The following is an 18,775-nucleotide window of genomic DNA, read 5'->3' as shown; positions in this document are numbered from 1 at the left end:
GGACGCCGCCGAGGCCGTGCTCCCAGTCCTGGTCGGTGAGGTCCCCGTCGCAGGCGGCGTCCAGCGGCGGCGGCCCGACCGGCGCGCCGGAGTCCCCTCCCACACCGGACCAGCGCGCTTCCAGCCTGCCCGCAGGGCCGTACCCCCTCGCTCTGGGCCTAGGCTGAACGTATGAGCAAGCAGAGCGGACGCGGGCGCGTCACGGGCCTTCCGGAGTGGGACCGGTGCGCGGTCATGGGAGTCGTGAACGTCACCCCCGACTCCTTCTCCGACGGCGGCCGCTTCTTCGACACCACGGCGGCCGTCAAGCGCGGCCTCGACCTGGTCACCGAGGGCGCCGACCTGGTGGACGTCGGCGGTGAGTCCACCCGCCCCGGCGCCTCCCGCGTCGACGAGGCCGAGGAACTCAAGCGTGTCATCCCCGTCGTGCGTGGCCTCGCCTCCGAGGGCGTCACCGTCTCCGTCGACACCATGCGCGCCTCCGTCGCCGAGCAGGCCCTCGCCGCCGGCGCCGCCCTGGTCAACGACGTCAGCGGCGGCCTCGCCGACCCCGCGATGATCCCGGTCGTCGCCGCCTCGGGCGCCCCCTTCGTCGTCATGCACTGGCGCGGCTTCCTGGAGGGCGGCAACGTCAGAGGCGTCTACGAGGACGTCGTCACCGAGGTCGTCGACGAACTGCACGCACGCGTGGAGGCCGTTCTGGCCGGCGGTGTCGCCCCCGACCGTGTCGTCGTCGACCCGGGCCTCGGCTTCTCCAAGGACGCCGAGCACGACCTCGTCCTCCTCGCCCACCTCGACCGCCTGCTCGCCCTCGGCCACCCCCTCCTGGTCGCCGCCTCCCGCAAACGGTTCCTCGGCCGCGTCCTGGCAGGACCCGAGGGAGCGCCCCCGCCCGCGCGCGAGCGCGACGCCGCCACGGCCGCCGTCTCCGCGCTCGCGGCGCACGCCGGCGCCTGGGCCGTGCGCGTCCACGAGGTCCGCGCCACGGCCGACGCCGTACGCGTCGCACGCGCCGTCGAGGGGGCGCGCGCCCCGGGCGCCCGCGCGGCTTCGCACACCAGCTCCGAGGGAGCCCTGTGACCGCCCCGCACACCGACGTCGAGCAGGTGGAACTCGCCAACACCGCGTTCTACGAGACGCTGGAGCGCGGTGACTTCGACGAGCTGTCCGCGCTCTGGCTCACCCCGGCCGACCTCGGCGTCGACGAGGAGTACCACGACCCGGCGGACAGCGGCGTGATCTCCTGCGTGCACCCCGGCTGGCCGGTGCTGACCGGCCGCGGCGAGGTCCTCCGGTCGTACGCGCTGATCATGGCGAACACCGAGTACATCCAGTTCTTCCTCACCGACGTGCACGTCTCGGTGACCGGTGACACCGCGCTGGTCACCTGCACGGAGAACATCCTCAGCGGCGGCCCCTCCCCCGACGACAGCGACGAACTGGGCCCCCTGGTCGGCCAGCTCGTGGTCGCCACGAACGTGTTCCGGCGCACCCCCGAGGGCTGGAAGCTCTGGTCGCACCACGCGTCCCCGGTTCTGGCCGAAAACGACGAGGACGAGAGCGACGACACCCCGTCCTGAATGGGTAGGCGCCCCAGGAGAGCCCCCTGGGAACCCGCCGGAACCCGTTGGAACTCGTTGGAACCCGTCGGGAGCAAGAAGTGGTTGGAATCACGAACGCGCGGGTAGGGGCGGCTACCGACCCATGAGCCACCGGGTTCCCCAGGGGAAACGCTCGATGAACCCTCTGGCCCCGGACAGCGCCCACGCCCTCGTGGCCCGGCGTTGTCAGTGCTCGCAGGTAGATTCGTTCGAGGCCGGGGTACCGCCCGCACACGGTACGAACCGGCCACCACCGACGATTGCAGGAGTGATTCGCGTGGATCGTGTCGCGCTGAGCGGCCTGAAGGCCCGCGGGCACCACGGCGTGTTCCCCAAGGAGCGCGAGGAGGGCCAGACCTTCATCGTGGACCTCGTCCTGGGCCTGGACACCCGGCCGGCCGCCGCCGACGACGACCTGGCGAAGACCGTGCACTACGGCATCGTGGCCGAGGAGGTCGTGGCCGTCGTCCAGGGCGAGCCCGTCAACCTCATCGAGACCCTCGCCGAGCGCATCGCGCAGACCTGCCTGAAGCACGAAGGGGTCGAGGAGGTCGAGGTCCGCGTCCACAAGCCGGACGCCCCGATCACCGTCCCCTTCGACGACGTGACCGTCACCATCACCCGGAGCCGAGTATGACCTTCTCGTTCACCGAGGGTCACAGCGACCCGACCGTCCAGCCGGTGCCCGCCTCCGTGGTGCAGCAGGTGGACGCCGCCGACACCACGCTCAGCAACCCGAGGCGCGCCGTGATCTCCATCGGCGCGAACCTGGGCAACCGCCTGGAGACCCTCCAGGGAGCCATCGACGCCCTGGAGGACACCCCCGGCGTCCGCATCAAGGCCGTGTCCCCGGTCTACGAGACGGAGCCCTGGGGCGTCGAGCCCGGCAGCCAGCCGTCGTACTTCAACGCGGTCGTCGTCCTCAAGACCACCCTGCCCCCGTCCTCCCTGCTGGAGCGGGCGCACGCGGTCGAGGAGGCCTTCCACCGGGTCCGCGAGGAGCGCTGGGGCGCGCGCACGATCGACGTCGACATCGTCGCGTACGCCGACGTCGTCTCGGACGACCCGGTCCTGACGCTCCCCCACCCGCGCGCCCACGAGCGGGCCTTCGTACTCGCCCCGTGGCACGACGTGGAACCCGAGGCGCAGTTGCCCGGCCGCGGCCCGGTCGCCGATCTCCTGGACGTCATCACGCGTGACGGTGTCGAACCCCGCAAGGATCTGGAACTCCGGCTGCCCGAGTAGTCGTTAAGGTCGAGACGACCACTACGCCCGGACAGGGCACGGGGAGCTGAAGGGACACCGTGAGAGAGCTGCGGATCAGGGTGCTGGCCGGCGTGTTCGTGATCGCCGGAGTGCTGTCCTGGGCGGGGGCCCGCCTGTGGAGCGCGGTGGGGACCCTGCCGAGCGTCCCGCTGGCCGCGCCCATCGTCCTCGCCGTGATCGCCGTGGTCCTGCTGGCCACGGCGCTCTCCCTGCGCGCCCGCCTCAAGGCCCAGCGCGAGCGCCGCCCCGGCGCCAAGGGCGTCGACCCCCTGATGGCGGCCCGCGCGGTCGTCTTCGGCCAGGCCAGCGCCCTGGTGGCGGCCCTGGTCGCCGGCATGTACGGCGGCACGGGCGCCTACCTCCTGGAGTCCCTGGACATCCCCGCCCGCCGCGACCAGGCCATCTACGCCGGCTTCTCGGTCCTGGCAGGCATCGCGGTAATAGTCGCCGCGATCTTCCTGGAGCGAGTCTGCAAACTCCCTGAGGACGACGACAACAACGCGGCTGGGGCAACACCGGTCACCTGAGAGCGCCCTGAAGCGAGGGCGCCCCAAAGGGGCGCGGGGAACGGCGCGACCAGCCACAACGGACCCGCACCCGACAGACGACGACCCGCCCGGTCCTTCCAGTGAAGCGAACCGTCAGCGAGCCATGATCAAGCTCATCGCCTCATTACGGGTAGCCGAATCCCGCAACTGCCCCCGCACAGCCGACGTGATGGTCTTGGCACCGGGCTTCCGCACCCCCCGCATAGACATGCACATGTGCTCGCACTCAACGACGACGATGACCCCCCGCGGCTCCAGGATCTCCATCAGGGAGTCGGCGATCTGCGTGGTGAGCCGTTCCTGCACCTGCGGCCGCCGGGCGTAGACGTCCACCAGCCGGGCCAGCTTCGACAACCCGGTGATCTTCCCGTCGGCGGACGGGATGTACCCGACATGGGCGACCCCGACGAACGGCACCAGATGATGCTCACAGTTGCTGAGCACCTCGATGTCCTTCACCAGGACCATCTCGTCGTGCCCCAGGTCGAACGTCGTCGTCAGCACATCCTCGGGCTTCTGCCACAGCCCCGCGAATATCTCCTTGTACGCCCGTGCCACCCGCGCCGGCGTCTCCCTGAGCCCCTCCCGGTCCGGGTCCTCGCCGACCGCGATCAGCAGTTCGCGTACGGCATTCTCGGCGCGCTTCTCGTCGAAGACGCCGATCGTTCCCTCGCCGTCCAGCGTCACGGGGTCGGTCATGTCGTGCCTCGTTCCTGTGCGGGTCGCGCGTGTGCGGACACACGCCTCAGTTGCGGGCATATGGAAAAGCCGCGCCCCCCAGGCTAAATCCAGGGGGGCGCGGCTTCCATTTCGAGCCGTGTGAGACTCGCGTCAGTTGTCGGGGCGCTCCTCCGGGGCCTTCTCCAGCGTGGGAGAGGACTCGGCGGTCGCACCGGCGGTGATCGCGGGACCCGCGCCGTTCGTCCCGTTCGTCAGTGAGAGCTCCTTGGGGGAGAGCACCGGCGGGCGGGTGGACGGCGTACGGCGGGAGGAGCCGGTCCAGGAGGGACGGGCCGGACGCCGGACGATGGGAGCGAAGACCTCGGCGATCTGCTCCTTGTTCAGCGTCTCCTTCTCCAGCAGCTGGAGCACGAGCGCGTCGAGCACGTCACGGTTCTCGACCAGGATCTCCCAGGCCTCGTTGTGCGCGTTCTCGATGAGCTTCTTGACCTCTTCGTCGACGAGCGCGGCAACCTCTTCCGAGTAGTCACGCGGGTGCGACATCTCCCGGCCCAGGAAGGGCTCGGTGTTGTCGCCGCCGAACTTGATCGCGCCGAGGCGCTCGGTCATGCCGTACTGCGTGACCATCGCGCGGGCCGTCGCGGTGGCCTTCTCGATGTCGTTCGCGGCGCCCGTGGTCGGGTCGTGGAAGACCAGTTCCTCGGCCGCGCGGCCGCCCAGCATGTAGGCCAGCTGGTCGAGCATCTCGTTGCGCGTGGTCGAGTACTTGTCCTCTTCCGGCAGGACCATCGTGTAGCCCAGAGCACGACCTCGGGAGAGGATCGTGATCTTGTGCACCGGGTCGGAGTTAGGGGAAGCCGCCGCGACCAGGGCGTGTCCGCCCTCGTGGTACGCGGTGATCTTCTTCTCCTTGTCCGACATGATCCGGGTCCGCTTCTGCGGGCCCGCGACCACACGGTCGATCGCCTCGTCCAGCATCGAGTTGTCGATCAGCTTGCGGTTGCCTCGGGCGGTGAGCAGGGCGGCCTCGTTGAGGACGTTGCTCAGGTCCGCGCCGGTGAAGCCCGGCGTACGGCGTGCGACGGCCGACAGGTCGACGTCCGGAGCGACCGGCTTGCCCTTCTGGTGAACCTTGAGGATCTCCAGACGGCCCTGCATGTCCGGGCGGTCGACCGCGATCTGGCGGTCGAAGCGGCCGGGGCGCAGGAGGGCCGGGTCGAGGATGTCGGGCCGGTTCGTCGCGGCGATGAGGATCACGCCGCCCTTGACGTCGAAGCCGTCCATCTCGACGAGCAGCTGGTTCAGCGTCTGCTCGCGCTCGTCGTGACCACCGCCGAGGCCGGCGCCGCGATGGCGGCCGACCGCGTCGATCTCGTCGACGAAGACGATCGCCGGAGCGTTCGCCTTGGCCTGCTCGAACAGGTCACGGACTCGGGAGGCACCGACACCGACGAACATCTCGACGAAGTCGGAACCGGAGATCGAGTAGAAGGGCACCCCGGCCTCGCCCGCGACGGCGCGCGCCAGCAGGGTCTTGCCGGTGCCGGGAGGGCCGTACAGGAGTACGCCCTTGGGGATCTTGGCGCCGACGGCCTGGAACTTCGCCGGCTCCTGGAGGAACTCCTTGATCTCGTGCAGTTCCTCGACGGCCTCGTCGGAGCCCGCGACGTCCGCGAACGTCGTCTTCGGAGTGTCCTTGGTGATGAGCTTGGCCTTGGACTTCCCGAAGTTCATGACTCGGGAGCCGCCGCCCTGCATCTGGTTCATCAGGAACAGGAAGACGACCACGATGAGGACGAAGGGGAGCAGGGACAGCAGGATCCCGACGAAAGCGTTCTGCTTCGTCGGCGACACCGTGTAGCCGTCCGGAATCTGCTTGTCCTGGTACTTGGTCTGCAGCGTGGCCGCGAGGTCCACGCCCTGGTCGCCGATGTAGCTCGCCTGGATCTTGGAGCTGCCCTCGACCTTTACGCCGTCCTTGAGCGTGGCCTTGACGGTCTGCTCGTCGCCGGTGGTGATCTTGGCCGACTCGACCTTGTTGTCATTGATCGCCTGGACGATCTGGCCGGTGTCCACCGTCTTGTAGCCGCCGGACGAGCCGACGACCTGCATCAACACGACCACGGCAAGGACGGCCAGCACGATCCACATGACCGGCCCACGGAAGTATCGCTTCACGTCCATCCATACGGAGCGAAAACGCTCCGTCCCTCCTGCCATAGTGAGTTTGATAAAGACAGTTCTTCTGACCGTACCCCAGCCATGTTGCCCGAAGTCTCACGGGACGGCTGGGAGACGCGTCTGCATGCTCCAACGGCGCGAAACCCGCTGGGGTTCCCGATCGTCTTACAGGGCTTGGGCCGAGTGGCTCAGCCGCCGTAGACGTGCGGCGCGAGCGTACCGACGAACGGGAGGTTGCGGTACTTCTCCGCGTAGTCGAGGCCGTAGCCGATGACGAACTCGTTCGGGATGTCGAAGCCGACCCACTCCACGTCGATGGCGACCTTGGCCGCCTCCGGCTTGCGGAGCAGGGTGCAGATCTTCAACGAGTCGGGCTCGCGCGAGCCGAGGTTGGAGATCAGCCAGGACAGGGTCAGACCCGAGTCGATGATGTCCTCGACGATGAGGACGTGCTTGCCCTTGATGTCGGTGTCGAGGTCCTTGAGGATCCGCACGACACCGGAGGACTGGGTGCCCGCGCCGTACGACGACACGGCCATCCAGTCCATGGTGACGGGGGTGGACAGCGCCCGGGCGAGGTCCGCCATGACCATCACCGCGCCCTTGAGGACGCCGACGATCAGCAGATCCTTGCCCGCGTACTCCGCGTCGATCTTCGCGGCGAGCTCCACGAGCTTCGCGTCGATCTCTTCCTTGGTGATGAGCACCGACTGGAGGTCGTCACCCATGTCTTTCGCGTCCACCCGCATCACTTTCGGTCGTCCAACCGGCTACTACCTGGCCCCGCCCCCGGAGGCCCGGAGGGGGTGTCGATTCAGCCTTGCCGAATCACCAGTCTGCCACCCTGGCGCCCGGCGACGACCTTGCCCGGGAGATTGATGGCTCCCTGGCCGCGCCAGCCGGTGATCAGGCGGTCGACTTCCTCGATGTGCCGGGCGAACAGCGAACCGGCCGGGGCGCCGGCCTGGATGGCGGCCCGGCGCAGGATGCGGCGGCGCACGGCGGGCGGCAGGGCGTAGAGCTTGGCGCACTCCAGGAGGCCGGTCGCGTCCCGTACGGAGGCCTCGGCCTGGCTGGCCCAGGTGTCGAGGGCGTCGGCATCGTCCCGGGAGAGCTGCGCCGTACGGGCCAGCGCTTCTACGACCCCTTTGCCGAGCGCCTTCTCCAGGGCCGGCAACCCTTCGTGGCGCAGACGGGAACGTGTGTACGCGGGGTCGGCGTTGTGCGGGTCGTCCCAGACGGGCAGCGACTGGACCATGCAGGCCTTGCGGGCGGTCTGCCGGTCGAGTTGCAGGAAGGGGCGGCGGTAACGGCCGTCGGCCCCCGAGACCGCGGCCATCCCGGACAGGGAGCGGATGCCCGAGCCGCGGGCGAGGCCCAGCAGGACGGTTTCCGCCTGGTCGTCGCGCGTGTGGCCGAGCAGGACGGCGGCGGCGCCGTGGCGTGCGGCACAGTCGTCGAGGGCTGCGTAGCGGGCGTCCCGGGCGGCTGCCTCGGGGCCGCCCTCGCGGCCCACGGTCACTGAAGTTGCTTCTACGGGGTCCAGGCCCAGTTCGCGCAGGCGCAGGACGACCTCGTCGGCGCGCAGGTCGGAGCCGGCCTGGAGGCCGTGGTCGACGGTGATGCCGCCGGCCCGGATGCCCAGCTTGGGGGCTTCGAAGGCGAGGGCGGAGGCGAGGGCCATGGAATCGGCGCCGCCGGAGCATGCGACGAGCACGAGCGGCGAGGGCGGGCGCTCGTGCGAGCTGTGCCGGGAGGCGCCGGCGGTCTGGAGGGCCTCGTGGTCGGTGAGGATGTCGTGGAGGACGCGGCGGACCGCCAGGCGTATCGCCGCGACCGCAGGATGGGGACCCATGTCCGGTTCCCTTCATGAAGTTTTCGGGGGGTTGGCCCGAGGTTCGGTCACTCAGAGTGTGTAGATGGTGACAGAACCGGGGCGTTCCCCGAGCATCGCACGCCTACCCATCGCTCACGGTCCCTCGGACGGGTGATTGCAGGGGCGTTCGCCTGCCGTCGGCCGGATTCGTTTCACCACGCCCGCGACCGGTTCACGACTCGGCCTTGCGATGCACCCGCGCGACCCAGTCCGCCGGTTTGGCGATCTCCGTCTTGGTCGGCAACGTGTTCGGGGAGGTCCACACGCGGTTGAAGCCGTCCATGCCGACCTGGTCGACGACCGCGCGTACGAATCGCTCGCCGTCCCGGTACTGCCGCAGCTTGGCGTCGAGGCCGAGCAGCTTGCGCAGCGCCGAGTCCAGCCGGGAGGCGCCCTTCGCACGACGCTGCTGGAACTTCTCGCGGATCTCGGCGACGCTCGGCACCACGTCCGGGCCGACGCCGTCCATCACGAAGTCGGCGTGCCCCTCCAGGAGGGACATCACGGCGGTGAGCCGGCCGAGGATCTCCCGCTGGGCGGGCGTCTGCACGATCTCCACGAGGGACCGGCCCTCGTCGTCCTCCTCGCCCTCGGGCCGGCCGCCGGCCAGCGACTGGGCGGCCTCCCGGATGCGCTCCAGGACCGTCATGGGGTCGACCTCGGTCTCCCCCAAGAACGACTGGATCTCGCCCTCCAGGTGGTCGCGCAGCCAGGGCACGGCCGTGAACTGCGTGCGGTGCGTCTCCTCGTGCAGGCACACCCACAGGCGGAAGTCGTGGGGCTCCACGTCGAGTTCGCGCTCCACGTGCACGATGTTCGGCGCGACCAGCAGCAGCCGCCCGCCCTTCGCCCCCGCCGGCAGCTCGCGGGACGCCGGGGCGAACGTCTCGTACTGGCCCAGCACGCGCGAGGACAGGAACGACAGCAGCATGCCCAGCTCCACGCCGGTCACCTTGCCGCCGACCGCTCCGAAGACCGCACCTCCGGGGGTGTTGCCGCGCCGTTCCTGCATCTTGTCGAGCAGCGGCTTGAGGACCTCCCGGAACCCGGCGACGTTCGCCCGGACCCAGCCGGGTCGGTCGACGACCAGGATCGGGGTGTCGTGGATGTCGTCCGTGCCCATCCGGGTGAAGCCCCGGACGTGTTGCTCCGAGGCCTTCGCATGCCGGCGCAGCTCCGCGACGACGGCCCGGGCCTCGTCACGGCTCACCTCGGGGCCCGGCCGCACGAGTCGGGTCGCGGTCGCCACCGCGAGATTCCAGTCGACCATCTCGGCACCACCGATGCTCGTCATGCGTCAACCGTACGTGAGCGCTGCCGCTTGGGGCAGGGCACGAGGTGGGCAAGGGCGAGCTTGGTTGGAACGTTGCCCGGCGCTGTCGGCTGTGCCCACCCGTTCCGCCTTGCGGAACGCCTGCCCACAGCAGTAGCAGCCATCCGTCAACTGCAGCCGCAGGCCGCCAGCGCCGTTGCCGTGTGGTCCAGGGCCGACTGGGCCTCCAGGGCGTTCGTCGTGTCGGAGGCGAGGAAGGCGAAGGCGAGGAGTTGGCCGTCCTTGTCCACGACCGTGCCCGCGAGCGTGTTGACGCCCGTCAGGGTGCCCGTCTTGGCGCGGACCACGCCCGCCGCCCCCGCCGCTCCCGTCGCGTCCGTGTAACGGGTCGTCAGGGTGCCCGTGAAACCGGCGATGGGAAGGCCGGTGAGGACCGGGCGGAGTTCCGGGTGGGTCGGGTCGCCGGCCTTGACCAGGAGGGCGGTCAGGAGGTCGGCGGTGAGGCGGTCGTCGCGGTCGAGGCCGCTGCCGTCGTTGAACACGGCGCCCTTGAGCGGGAGTTGAAGCTTCGTCAGCTGGGCGTGGATCGCGGCGGCGCCGCCGGCGAAGTCGGCCCGCTTGCCCGTCGCTACGGCGGTCTGGCGGGCCAGGGCCTCCGCGATGTCGTTGTCGCTGTTGGTCAGCATCCGTTCGACGATGTCGGACAGCGGGGGCGAGGAGACGGTGGCGAGGGTGGCGGCGCGGCCGGTCGCCTTGGAGGGGCCCGGGGACGTCGTCGTGATGCCGTGCTCCTGGAGGAAGCCCGCGAACTTCTCGGCCGCGTCCGCCGCCGGGTCCGTCACGCGCTTGACCTGGCCGCTGGACGAGTCGTCCGTACGGCCCTCGTCGGCCATCAGGGCGCTGACCGGGGCAAGGTTGTCGTTGACCCCGATCGGGTGGAGTTCGGAACCGGCGTACAGAGTCGTGTCGTACGACAGCGTCACCGCGCGCGTGCCGCGCTTCTTCAGGGCCGTCGCCGTGCTGTCGGCGAGCGTGCGCAGGCTGGCCCAGCCGTCGGCGTCCTTGTGGGCCGTCAGGGTGGGGTCGCCGCCGCCGACCAGGACGAGTTCCTTGGTGTCGGGCTCCAGGGCGGCGCGGGTGGTGAGGCGGTGGTCGGCGCCCATCGCGGAGAGGGCGGCCACGGCGGTGGCGATCTTCGTCGTGGAGGCCGGGGTCAACGCGTCGTCGGCGCCGACTCCGTAGAGGCGCTTTCCGGTCGAGACGTCCACCACGGCGGCCGTGTGGCGGGTGCCGAGCGCCGAGTTGTCCAGGAGGGGGTTCAGGACGTCCGCGAGGGCCGTGCCGGTCGGGGCGGACTTCACGGTGCTCGCGGCGCCGCCGAGGCCGACGAGGACGGATGCGGCGCTGGGGGCGGGTCGGGGTGCCTTGGCGGACGTATCGGAATTACGGCCGTGATCTACGCCACCTGACTGTTCCTGTGCGGCTGCGTACTCCCGCTCGGCCGTACGCTGACCCGAGGAGTCCCAGGGACCGGCGGCGGTCACCACACCCGCGGCCAGCGCCATTCCGGCGGTGGCGGCGACGGCGGTGAACTGCCAGGTCTTGTTCGGCCGCGGCAACTTCGCGACCTGAGGTGACACGGATCCGACGAGCCGGGCGACCTTCGGTTTCACGGCTTCGGTAAGCCGCACGGCCTGTGGTTTCGCGGCTTCGGTGAGCCGCGTGACCTGAGGCTTCACGGCTTGCGTGACCCGTTTGACCTGCGGTTTCACGGATTGCGCGGCCCGCTCGAGACGGGGCCGGACGGCTCGCGCGACCCGCTTCACTTGCGGTCTCGCGGCCCGCCAAGGCCTCAGCTCCGGCACGACCACCAGCCCCTTTCGCGATCACACACCTGCGTGAGGGACACTTAACCACCAGAAACATGTGCTGATCATGGAGGAGCCACCGGTGGAGTTCGACGTCACGATCGAGATCCCGAAGGGTTCGCGGAACAAGTACGAGGTGGACCACGAGACCGGTCGGATCCGCTTGGACCGTCGACTCTTCACCTCGACCAGTTACCCGGCCGACTACGGCTTCGTCGAGAACACTCTCGGCGAGGACGGCGACCCGCTCGACGCGCTGGTCATCCTGGAGGAGCCGACCTTCCCCGGCTGCCTCATCAAGTGCCGCGCGATCGGCATGTTCCGGATGACCGACGAGGCCGGCGGCGACGACAAGCTGCTGTGCGTCCCGGCGTCCGACCCGCGTGTGGAGCACCTGCGTGACATCCACCACGTGTCGGAGTTCGACCGCCTGGAGATCCAGCACTTCTTCGAGGTCTACAAGGACCTGGAGCCCGGCAAGTCGGTCGAGGGCGCCAACTGGGTGGGCCGCGTGGACGCCGAGGCGGAGATCGAGCGCTCGTACAAGCGACTCAAGGAGCAGGGCGGCCACTGAGCCTCTTGCGCACTGACGGGCCGCACGCACACGCGTGCGGCCCGTTTGCATGTCTGTGCGCATACTGAGGATCACTGGAGGTGTCGTTCAGGGAGTGCCAGGAGTGACGGAAGCCGAGGACCGCAAGCCGCAGTCGGACGAGGCCAGGAGCGCCTTCACGGCTCCGGCGGGCGTCGAGGCGGCGGTCGTGGCGGCGGCTGACGGGGAGTCGTCCACGACGTCCGAGTTCGCCGTTCCGAGCGGGCTCGACGTGACGCCCGCGCCGGCCGTCGAGGACTCCGAGGGGTCGGCGTTCAGTCCGCCCAGCCTCTACAGCGCGCGCAAGGCGCCGCCCGCCTTCACACCGCCGACCGGGATTCCCGTCGTCAGCCTCACCAAGGACGTGCCCTGGCAGGACCGGATGCGCACGATGCTGCGGATGCCGGTGGCCGAGCGGCCCGCGCCGGAGCCGGTGCAGAAGCCGGACGACAGCGGTCCCGCCGTGCCGCGTGTGCTCGATCTGACGCTCCGCATCGGCGAGTTGCTGCTCGCGGGCGGCGAGGGCGCGGAGGACGTCGAGGCGGCGATGTTCGCGGTCTGCCGCTCCTACGGCCTCGACCGCTGCGAGCCGACCGTCACCTTCACCCTGCTGTCGATCTCGTACCAGCCCTCCCTGGTCGACGATCCGGTGACCGCGTCGCGGACCGTACGGCGCCGGGGCACCGACTACACGCGGCTCGCGGCCGTGTTCCGGCTGGTCCAGGACCTCAGCGACCCGGAGACCGCGCTCTCCCTGGAGGACGCCTACCGGCGGCTCGCGGAGATGCGGCGCAACCGGCACCCGTACCCCGGCTGGGTGCTGACCTCCGCCAGCGGGCTGCTCGCCGGTGCCGCCTCCGTGCTCGTCGGCGGTGACGTCATCGTGTTCTTCGCCGCCGCGCTCGGCGCGATGCTCGGCGACCGGCTGGCGTGGCTGTGCGCGGGGCGCGGGCTGCCGGAGTTCTACCAGTTCACCGTCGCCGCGATGCCGCCCGCCGCGATAGGGGTCGCGCTCACGGTCGCCGACGTCGACGTGAAGGCCTCCGCGGTCATCACCGGTGGGCTGTTCGCCCTGCTGCCCGGGCGGGCGCTCGTGGCGGGCGTACAGGACGGCCTGACCGGCTTCTACATCACCGCGTCGGCCCGGCTCCTGGAAGTCATGTACTTCTTCGTCGGCATCGTGGCCGGCGTCCTGATCGTCCTGTACTTCGGCGTGAAGCTCGGCGCCCAGCTCAATCCGGACGTGGCCCTCGGCAACTCCGACCAGCCGCTGTGGCAGATCGGCGCGTCCGTCCTGCTGTCGCTGACCTTCGCCGTACTCCTCCAGCAGGAACGATCCACCGTGCTGCTCGTGTCCCTCAACGGGGGTGTCGCCTGGTCGGTCTACGGGGCGATGAACGTCGTCGCGGGGATCTCGCCGGCCGCGTCCACGGCTGTCGCGGCGGGGTTGGTCGGGCTGTTCGGGCAGTTGCTGTCGCGGTACCGGTTCGCGTCGGCGTTGCCCTACACGACCGCGGCGATCGGGCCCCTGTTGCCGGGTTCCGCCACCTACTTCGGGCTGTTGGCGATCGCGCAGAACCATGTCGACAAGGGGCTGGTGTCGTTGGCCACGGCGGCGTCCCTCGCCATGGCCATCGCCATCGGGGTCAATCTGGGGTCGGAGATCTCGCGGTTGTTCCTGCGGATTCCGGGGGCTTCTGCGGGGGCGCGGCGGGCGGCCAAGCGGACCAGGGGGTTCTGAGCGTCTAGTAGCCGTTCTGGGAGTAACCCTGGCCCTGGTTCTGGTCGTTGTACGGCGGGTACTGCTGGTTGCCGTACGGCTGTTGCTGCTGTGGCTGGTACGTCTGCTGGGGATAGGGCTGCTGCTGTTGGGGCTGGGCGTAGTACTGGTCGTAGCCGTTGTTCTGGTCGTACTGCTGCTGAGGTTGTTGCTGCTGGGGCTCGTCCACGCGGCGGAGCTGGGTCGTCGAGTCGTCCATGATCACCGGGAACGGCTGGGTCGCGGCCGGGTCACCGGGCTGCTCCTGGTGGGGGCCCTGGGGGTTCTTCTTGGCCTTGGAGCGGGCGCGGAGGAACTCGATGATGATCGGGACGACCGAGACGAAGACGATCAGGATCAGGATCGCTTCGATGTTCTTGTGGACGAAGTCGATGTTGCCGAGCCAGGAGCCGAGCAGGGTCACGCCCGCGCCCCACAGGACGCCGCCGATGACGTTGAACGTGATGAAGGAGCGGTACTTCATGCCGCTGACGCCGGCGACGATCGGCGTGAACGTGCGCACGATGGGCACGAAGCGGGCCAGCACCAGGGACTTGGGGCCGTACTTCTCGAAGAACTCGTGCGCCTTGACCACGTTCTCCTGCTTGAAGAGGCGTGAGTCCGGGCGGTTGAAGAGCGAGGGGCCGACCTTCTTGCCGAAGACGTAGCCCGCCTGGTCGCCGAGGATCGCGGCGACGCAGATCAGCGCGACGGCCGCCCACAGCGGGAAGTCGAGCGTGCCCGCGGTGATCAGCAGGCCGCAGGTGAACAGCAGGGAGTCACCCGGCAGGAAGAACCCGATGAGCAGGCCGGACTCCGCGAAGACCACGAGCAGGAGGCCCCAGATTCCGAACCGGTCGAGCATGGTGTTCGGATCGAGCCAGCTCGGGCCGAGGGCGAGCGTCATCACGGTTCCGGGCTCCTGAGGGGTGGAGGGAGGTGCCAGCGTCCAGGTACAGCCGCACAAAGCTATCAACGCGATGTGTCCGTCCCAGGTTCCACCGGTGACTCCAGGATGCACTGTGCGCCGCATAGGACAAAGCTGTGAGCCGTGGGCGACGATGACCGCATGGGCATCGAAGAATACGGCGGCGGCCAAGGGCCGCAGGCCGATGTGCTGGTCGTGACGACGAACGACGCTCCCGGCTACCGGGTCGAGCAGGTGATCGGCGAGGTCTTCGGGCTGACCGTGCGCTCACGGCATCTCGGCAGCCAGATCGGCGCGGGTCTGAAGTCGATGGTCGGCGGTGAACTGAAGGGGCTCACCAAGACCCTCGTGCAGACCCGCAACCAGGCCATGGAGCGGCTCATCGAGCAGGCACGCGCGCGTGGGGCGAACGGCGTGCTGGCCTTCCGCTTCGACGTGACCGAGGCAGCCGACGCGGGCACCGAGGTGTGCGCCTACGGGACGGCGGTGGTCCTGGCCCGGGAGTAGCGGTACCCCCGGGCCGGGTTCCTAGGAGGAGGTGCGCCGGGACGCGTTCGCCAGAATCGCGTCCCGCAGATGCTCGGCCAGGCCCGGGGCCATCGCGTCGTAGAACGCCTTGAAGCGCTCGTCGGAGACGTACATCTCGGCGAGACAGACGTGCATCTCGTACGAGCACGCGTAGAACCAGCGGTCGATGTGCAGGCGGTGTTCCTCGGCGAGGTCCAGCGCCGCGTCGGCGGTGGGGGGCTGACCGGTGGTCACCAGGGTGGCGTAGCGCTCACTCCAGGCGTCGACCTCGGCCTGGAGCCGCTTCCAGTCGGCCTTCGTGTAGCGGGCGGCCCTGCGCTGCGACTCGGCGTAGGACTCGGTGCCGCCCCAGCGTTGTTCGGCCTCTTCGGCGTACTGCTCGGGGTCCTTGTCGCCGAAGACCTCGAAGCGTTCCTCGGGGGTGAGGTTGATGCCCATCGTGCGTGCCTCCATGGCGTGCTCCACGGCCTCGGCCATCTTCCGCAGCTTCTCGATCCGGGCGATCAGCAGCTCGTGCTGGCGGCGCAGATGCGCGCGCGGGTCCGTCTCCGGGTCGTCGAGCAGGGCCGCGACCTCGTCGAGCGGGAAGCCGAGTTCCCGGTAGAACAGGATCTGTTGGAGCCGGTCGAGGTCGGCGTCGCCGTAGCGCCGATGCCCCGCGTGGCTGCGCTCGCCGGGTACGAGCAGACCGATGTCGTCGTAGTGGTGCAGCGTGCGCACGGTGACCCCGGCGAATCCGGCGACCTGTCCTACGGAGTAGCTCACTTCCGCTCCCTTCTTGTGTCCGCGTTCCACGCTGAGGCCTCACGTCACGTGAGGTGCAAGCCCCCGTAAGCCCCACAGGCCGCCCACCCTCAAGATGTTTGGTCAGTTTTGCCCGCTTATGGTGAGCCCGTGGCCCAGGACAGCGCGCACCAGGCACCCGTTGCCCCTACGACCCCGGCGCGCACCCTGCTGCCGTTGATCGTCCCCGCTCTGGTCGTGGGCGTGCTCGCGAGTCTGCTCTTCATCGGGGTCAGCGAGGCGGCCGAGCAGCTTCAGCACGTGCTCTGGAAGAACCTGCCCGACGCCCTGGGCATCGGCCGGTACTCGGTGCTGTGGATGCTCATCATGCTGACGGCCACCGGAGTCGTCGTAGGGCTGGTGGTGTGGAAGGTCCCCGGGCACGCCGGTCCCGATCCGGCGACCACCGGCCTGGAGGCCGTACCGCTGCCGCCCGCGGTGCTACCTGGCCTCGTGCTGGCAACCGCGCTGATGCTCGCTGGCGGGCCGAGCCTGGGTCCCGAGAACCCGATCATCGCCGTGAACGTGGGGCTCGCGCTGTGGGCGGGACGCAGGCTGGCGCCGCGGGTGCCGGGCGGGATGTGGGGGGCGCTGGCGGAGTCGGCGACGATCGGGGCGCTGTTCGGGACGCCGGTCGCGGCGGCGCTGGTCATCTCGGAGGCACTGGTCGCGCGGCAGACCAAGGGGGCGCTGTGGGACAACGTGTTCGCCCCGCTCGCCGCGGCCGGGGCGGGTGCCATGACGACCACCCTGGTGGCCCATCCGACCTTCGACCTGCATCTGCCCGCGTTCGACAGGCCCGGCTGGGGCGACCTGCTGGCCGCCCTGGTGCTGGCACCCCTGGCAGCGGCGCTGGGCATGACGGCCGTCTACCTCTTCCCATACGCCCATGGCGCCTTCTCCCGGCTCAAGCACCCCATGCTGGCGCTCCCGGCCGGTGGACTGGTCCTGGGCCTTCTGGCGGCCGTGGGCGGCCATCTGACGCTCTTCAAGGGGCTGGACGAGGTCGGGGAGCTGGCGGCCGATCCCGAGGGCTGGTCGGCGGGACAGTTCGCGACGATGACCGTCGTGAAACTGGCGGCGCTACTGATCGCCGCGTCCTGCGGCTTCCGGGGCGGCCGGATCTTCCCTTCCGTCTTCATCGGCGTCGCGTTCGGCTTCTTCGCCCACGCGGTCGTACCCGCCGTGGACCCGGCCCTCGCGGTCGCCACGGGCGTCCTGGGCATGCTCCTCGCGATCACCCGGCAGGGCTGGGTGAGCCTGTTCACGGCCGCGATCCTGGTGGCCTCCCCGGCGATCCTCGCCCTTCTCTGCATCGCCTCGCTGCCGGCCTGGCTACTGGTGACCGGGAGGCCGCAGATGCAGTTGCGCGCGGACGGAACTCCGGTTCGCTAGTACCCGTTGGTTCTTTTGATCCTTATCGGAGGCAAGCCCATGCCGTTGCACGAAGGTCCCGACGAAGCCACCGAACGCCCGATGTCCGTGAACCCTTTCTACGGAGAGGCCAATCCGGTCGGCGGCATGACCGAGGCCCCGCCCAAGCATCGGCTCCCGGACGCGCCGTTGCCCCCGATGACGGCGGCCCAGCTCGTGCACGACGAGCTGATGCTGGACGGCAACTCCCGCCTGAACCTGGCGACTTTCGTCACCACCTGGATGGAGCCGGAAGCCGGCGTCCTGATGGCGGAGTGCCGGGACAAGAACATGATCGACAAGGACGAGTACCCACGCACCGCGGAGCTGGAGAAACGCTGCGTGGCCATGCTCGCCGACCTATGGCACGCACCGGATCCCTCCGCGGCCGTCGGCTGTTCCACGACCGGCTCCAGCGAGGCCTGCATGCTCGCCGGAATGGCCCTCAAGCGCCGCTGGACACAGCGCAACAAGGACCGCTACCCAGCGGCCCGCCCGAACCTGGTGATGGGCGTCAACGTCCAGGTCTGCTGGGAGAAGTTCTGCAACTTCTGGGAGGTCGAGGCACGCCAGGTCCCCATGGAGGGCGACCGCTTCCACCTCGACCCCCAGGCCGCCGCCGAGCTATGCGACGAGAACACGATCGGCGTGGTCGGCATCCTCGGCTCCACCTTCGACGGTTCCTACGAGCCGATCGCCGACCTGTGCGCCGCCCTCGACGCCCTCCAGGAGCGCACCGGCCTCGACATCCCGGTCCACGTGGACGGCGCGTCCGGCGCCATGGTCGCGCCCTTCCTGGACCCGGACCTGATCTGGGACTTCCGCCTCCCGCGCGTGGCCTCGATCAACACCTCGGGGCACAAGTACGGCCTGGTCTACCCGGGCGTCGGCTGGGCCCTGTGGCGCGACAAGGAGGCCCTCCCGGAGGAACTCGTCTTCCGCGTCAACTACTTGGGCGGCGACATGCCCACCTTCGCCCTCAACTTCTCCCGCCCCGGCGCCCAAGTAGTGGCCCAGTACTACACGTTCCTACGCCTGGGCCACGAGGGCTACCGCGCGGTACAACAGTCCACCCGAGACGTGGCCCGCGGCCTGGCCGACCGCATCGAAGCCCTCGGCGACTTCAAACTCCTCACCCGGGGCGACGAGTTGCCGGTCTTCGCCTTCACCACCGCACCCCACGTCCAGACCTACGACGTGTTCGACGTCTCCCGCCGCCTACGCGAACACGGCTGGCTGGTCCCGGCGTACACCTTCCCCGCCAACCGCCAAGACCTCTCGGTCCTACGGGTCGTATGCCGCAACGGCTTCTCAGCAGACCTGGCAGAACTGTTCCTGGACGACCTGACCCGCCTACGTCGGCATAGACAACCGCGTGGCGGGCGCGACGGCCGCCTACCTCATGGGGCAGTGGCTCGGCGACCGTCCCGGCAACGTCCTCACCAGCCTGAGCAGCGGTTTCTTCCGCAACGAGGAAG

Annotated in this window: 18 protein-coding genes; 10 read left to right on the top strand and 8 right to left on the bottom strand. The window is 69.7% G+C overall.

All coding sequences use genetic code 11. The features are described from left to right. Nucleotides 1–171 precede the first annotated feature (171 nt). From folP to ACNFOC_RS33100, 5 genes are all read left to right on the top strand, one after another. Nucleotides 172–1,080, top strand: a complete 909-nt coding sequence (gene folP, locus ACNFOC_RS33120) for a dihydropteroate synthase (RefSeq protein ID WP_416962731.1) — start codon at nt 172–174, stop codon at nt 1,078–1,080. Continuing rightward, a complete protein-coding gene (locus tag ACNFOC_RS33115; protein WP_393032130.1) occupies nt 1,077–1,580 on the top strand; it encodes a nuclear transport factor 2 family protein in 504 nt (167 codons plus the stop codon). Before folP ends, ACNFOC_RS33115 begins: the two co-directional genes overlap by 4 nt. A gap of 298 nt (nt 1,581–1,878) precedes the next feature. Then, on the top strand, nt 1,879–2,238 hold the full coding sequence (folB, locus tag ACNFOC_RS33110) for a dihydroneopterin aldolase (protein WP_033286136.1): 360 nt from the start codon (nt 1,879–1,881) through the stop codon (nt 2,236–2,238). Then, entirely contained in the window at nt 2,235–2,846 is a 612-nt protein-coding gene (gene folK, locus ACNFOC_RS33105) for a 2-amino-4-hydroxy-6-hydroxymethyldihydropteridine diphosphokinase (RefSeq protein WP_416962730.1), read from the top strand. Before folB ends, folK begins: the two co-directional genes overlap by 4 nt. 59 nt (nt 2,847–2,905) lie before the next feature. After that, complete coding sequence (locus ACNFOC_RS33100) at nt 2,906–3,394, top strand: DUF3180 domain-containing protein (RefSeq protein WP_416962729.1); 489 nt, start codon at nt 2,906–2,908, stop codon at nt 3,392–3,394. 114 nt (nt 3,395–3,508) lie between these two features. Here ACNFOC_RS33100 and folE read toward each other — a convergent pair whose 3' ends face one another. The 6 genes from folE to dacB form a co-directional block, all read right to left on the bottom strand. Next, nucleotides 3,509–4,114 carry a GTP cyclohydrolase I FolE gene (gene folE / locus ACNFOC_RS33095; protein ID WP_262063113.1) on the bottom strand — a complete coding sequence of 202 codons (606 nt, stop codon included), beginning with the start codon at nt 4,112–4,114 and terminating at the stop codon, nt 3,509–3,511. 132 nt (nt 4,115–4,246) lie between these two features. After that, entirely contained in the window at nt 4,247–6,280 is a 2,034-nt protein-coding gene (gene ftsH / locus ACNFOC_RS33090; protein WP_416962728.1) for an ATP-dependent zinc metalloprotease FtsH, read from the bottom strand. A gap of 185 nt (nt 6,281–6,465) precedes the next feature. Next, nucleotides 6,466–7,026, bottom strand: coding sequence for a hypoxanthine phosphoribosyltransferase (gene hpt, locus ACNFOC_RS33085; protein ID WP_416962727.1), 561 nt, complete (start codon nt 7,024–7,026; stop codon nt 6,466–6,468). A gap of 65 nt (nt 7,027–7,091) precedes the next feature. After that, nucleotides 7,092–8,132 carry a tRNA lysidine(34) synthetase TilS gene (gene tilS, locus ACNFOC_RS33080; protein ID WP_416962726.1) on the bottom strand — a complete coding sequence of 347 codons (1,041 nt, stop codon included), beginning with the start codon at nt 8,130–8,132 and terminating at the stop codon, nt 7,092–7,094. A 193-nt stretch (nt 8,133–8,325) separates the two neighbouring features. Continuing rightward, nucleotides 8,326–9,447: an Rv3626c family coenzyme F420 biosynthesis-associated protein gene (locus ACNFOC_RS33075; RefSeq protein ID WP_318017967.1), complete on the bottom strand. Its 1,122-nt coding sequence runs from the start codon at nt 9,445–9,447 to the stop codon at nt 8,326–8,328. 146 nt (nt 9,448–9,593) lie between these two features. Then, nucleotides 9,594–11,297: a D-alanyl-D-alanine carboxypeptidase/D-alanyl-D-alanine endopeptidase gene (dacB, locus tag ACNFOC_RS33070; RefSeq protein WP_416962725.1), complete on the bottom strand. Its 1,704-nt coding sequence runs from the start codon at nt 11,295–11,297 to the stop codon at nt 9,594–9,596. A gap of 79 nt (nt 11,298–11,376) precedes the next feature. On the opposite strand from dacB, the gene ACNFOC_RS33065 reads away from it, so the two are divergent. Beyond that, complete coding sequence (locus ACNFOC_RS33065) at nt 11,377–11,868, top strand: inorganic diphosphatase (RefSeq protein ID WP_026151575.1); 492 nt, start codon at nt 11,377–11,379, stop codon at nt 11,866–11,868. Nucleotides 11,869–11,971: 103 nt separating this feature from the next. Next, a complete protein-coding gene (locus ACNFOC_RS33060; RefSeq protein WP_416962724.1) occupies nt 11,972–13,627 on the top strand; it encodes a threonine/serine exporter family protein in 1,656 nt (551 codons plus the stop codon). A gap of 4 nt (nt 13,628–13,631) precedes the next feature. Here the strand turns inward: ACNFOC_RS33060 and ACNFOC_RS33055 are convergent, their stop codons facing one another. Then, entirely contained in the window at nt 13,632–14,552 is a 921-nt protein-coding gene (locus tag ACNFOC_RS33055; protein WP_416962723.1) for a DedA family protein, read from the bottom strand. Nucleotides 14,553–14,714: 162 nt separating this feature from the next. On the opposite strand from ACNFOC_RS33055, the gene ACNFOC_RS33050 reads away from it, so the two are divergent. Then, complete coding sequence (locus ACNFOC_RS33050; RefSeq protein ID WP_416962722.1) at nt 14,715–15,080, top strand: YbjQ family protein; 366 nt, start codon at nt 14,715–14,717, stop codon at nt 15,078–15,080. A 21-nt stretch (nt 15,081–15,101) separates the two neighbouring features. On the opposite strand, the gene ACNFOC_RS33045 is transcribed toward ACNFOC_RS33050, so the two are convergent. Beyond that, nucleotides 15,102–15,866 carry a MerR family transcriptional regulator gene (locus ACNFOC_RS33045; protein ID WP_416962721.1) on the bottom strand — a complete coding sequence of 255 codons (765 nt, stop codon included), beginning with the start codon at nt 15,864–15,866 and terminating at the stop codon, nt 15,102–15,104. 129 nt (nt 15,867–15,995) lie between these two features. On the opposite strand from ACNFOC_RS33045, the gene ACNFOC_RS33040 reads away from it, so the two are divergent. Both ACNFOC_RS33040 and gad read left to right on the top strand, forming a co-directional pair. Next, on the top strand, nt 15,996–17,279 hold the full coding sequence (locus ACNFOC_RS33040) for an ion channel protein (protein WP_416962720.1): 1,284 nt from the start codon (nt 15,996–15,998) through the stop codon (nt 17,277–17,279). A gap of 39 nt (nt 17,280–17,318) precedes the next feature. Then, nucleotides 17,319–18,775, top strand: a 1,457-nt coding sequence (gene gad, locus ACNFOC_RS33035; RefSeq protein ID WP_416962719.1) for a glutamate decarboxylase, incomplete at its 3' end; no start/stop codon positions are given.

The organism is Streptomyces colwelliae (assembly GCF_048158785.1).
In the GTDB taxonomy this organism is placed as follows: Bacteria; Actinomycetota; Actinomycetes; order Streptomycetales; family Streptomycetaceae; genus Streptomyces.
This window is presented reverse-complemented; position numbering and strand designations above follow the sequence as displayed.

Bases quoted from the DNA above. Each gene is read 5' to 3' on its own strand.
- folP (WP_416962731.1), top strand. From the start codon at position 172: ATGAGCAAGCAGAGCGGACGCGGGCGCGTCACGGGCCTTCCGGAGTGG.
- folK (WP_416962730.1), top strand. From the start codon at position 2,235: ATGACCTTCTCGTTCACCGAGGGTCACAGCGACCCGACCGTCCAGCCG.
- folE (WP_262063113.1), bottom strand. From the start codon at position 4,114: ATGACCGACCCCGTGACGCTGGACGGCGAGGGAACGATCGGCGTCTTC.
- ftsH (WP_416962728.1), bottom strand. From the start codon at position 6,280: ATGGACGTGAAGCGATACTTCCGTGGGCCGGTCATGTGGATCGTGCTG.
- hpt (WP_416962727.1), bottom strand. From the start codon at position 7,026: ATGCGGGTGGACGCGAAAGACATGGGTGACGACCTCCAGTCGGTGCTC.
- tilS (WP_416962726.1), bottom strand. From the start codon at position 8,132: ATGGGTCCCCATCCTGCGGTCGCGGCGATACGCCTGGCGGTCCGCCGC.
- ACNFOC_RS33075 (WP_318017967.1), bottom strand. From the start codon at position 9,447: ATGACGAGCATCGGTGGTGCCGAGATGGTCGACTGGAATCTCGCGGTG.
- ACNFOC_RS33055 (WP_416962723.1), bottom strand. From the start codon at position 14,552: ATGACGCTCGCCCTCGGCCCGAGCTGGCTCGATCCGAACACCATGCTC.
- ACNFOC_RS33050 (WP_416962722.1), top strand. From the start codon at position 14,715: ATGGGCATCGAAGAATACGGCGGCGGCCAAGGGCCGCAGGCCGATGTG.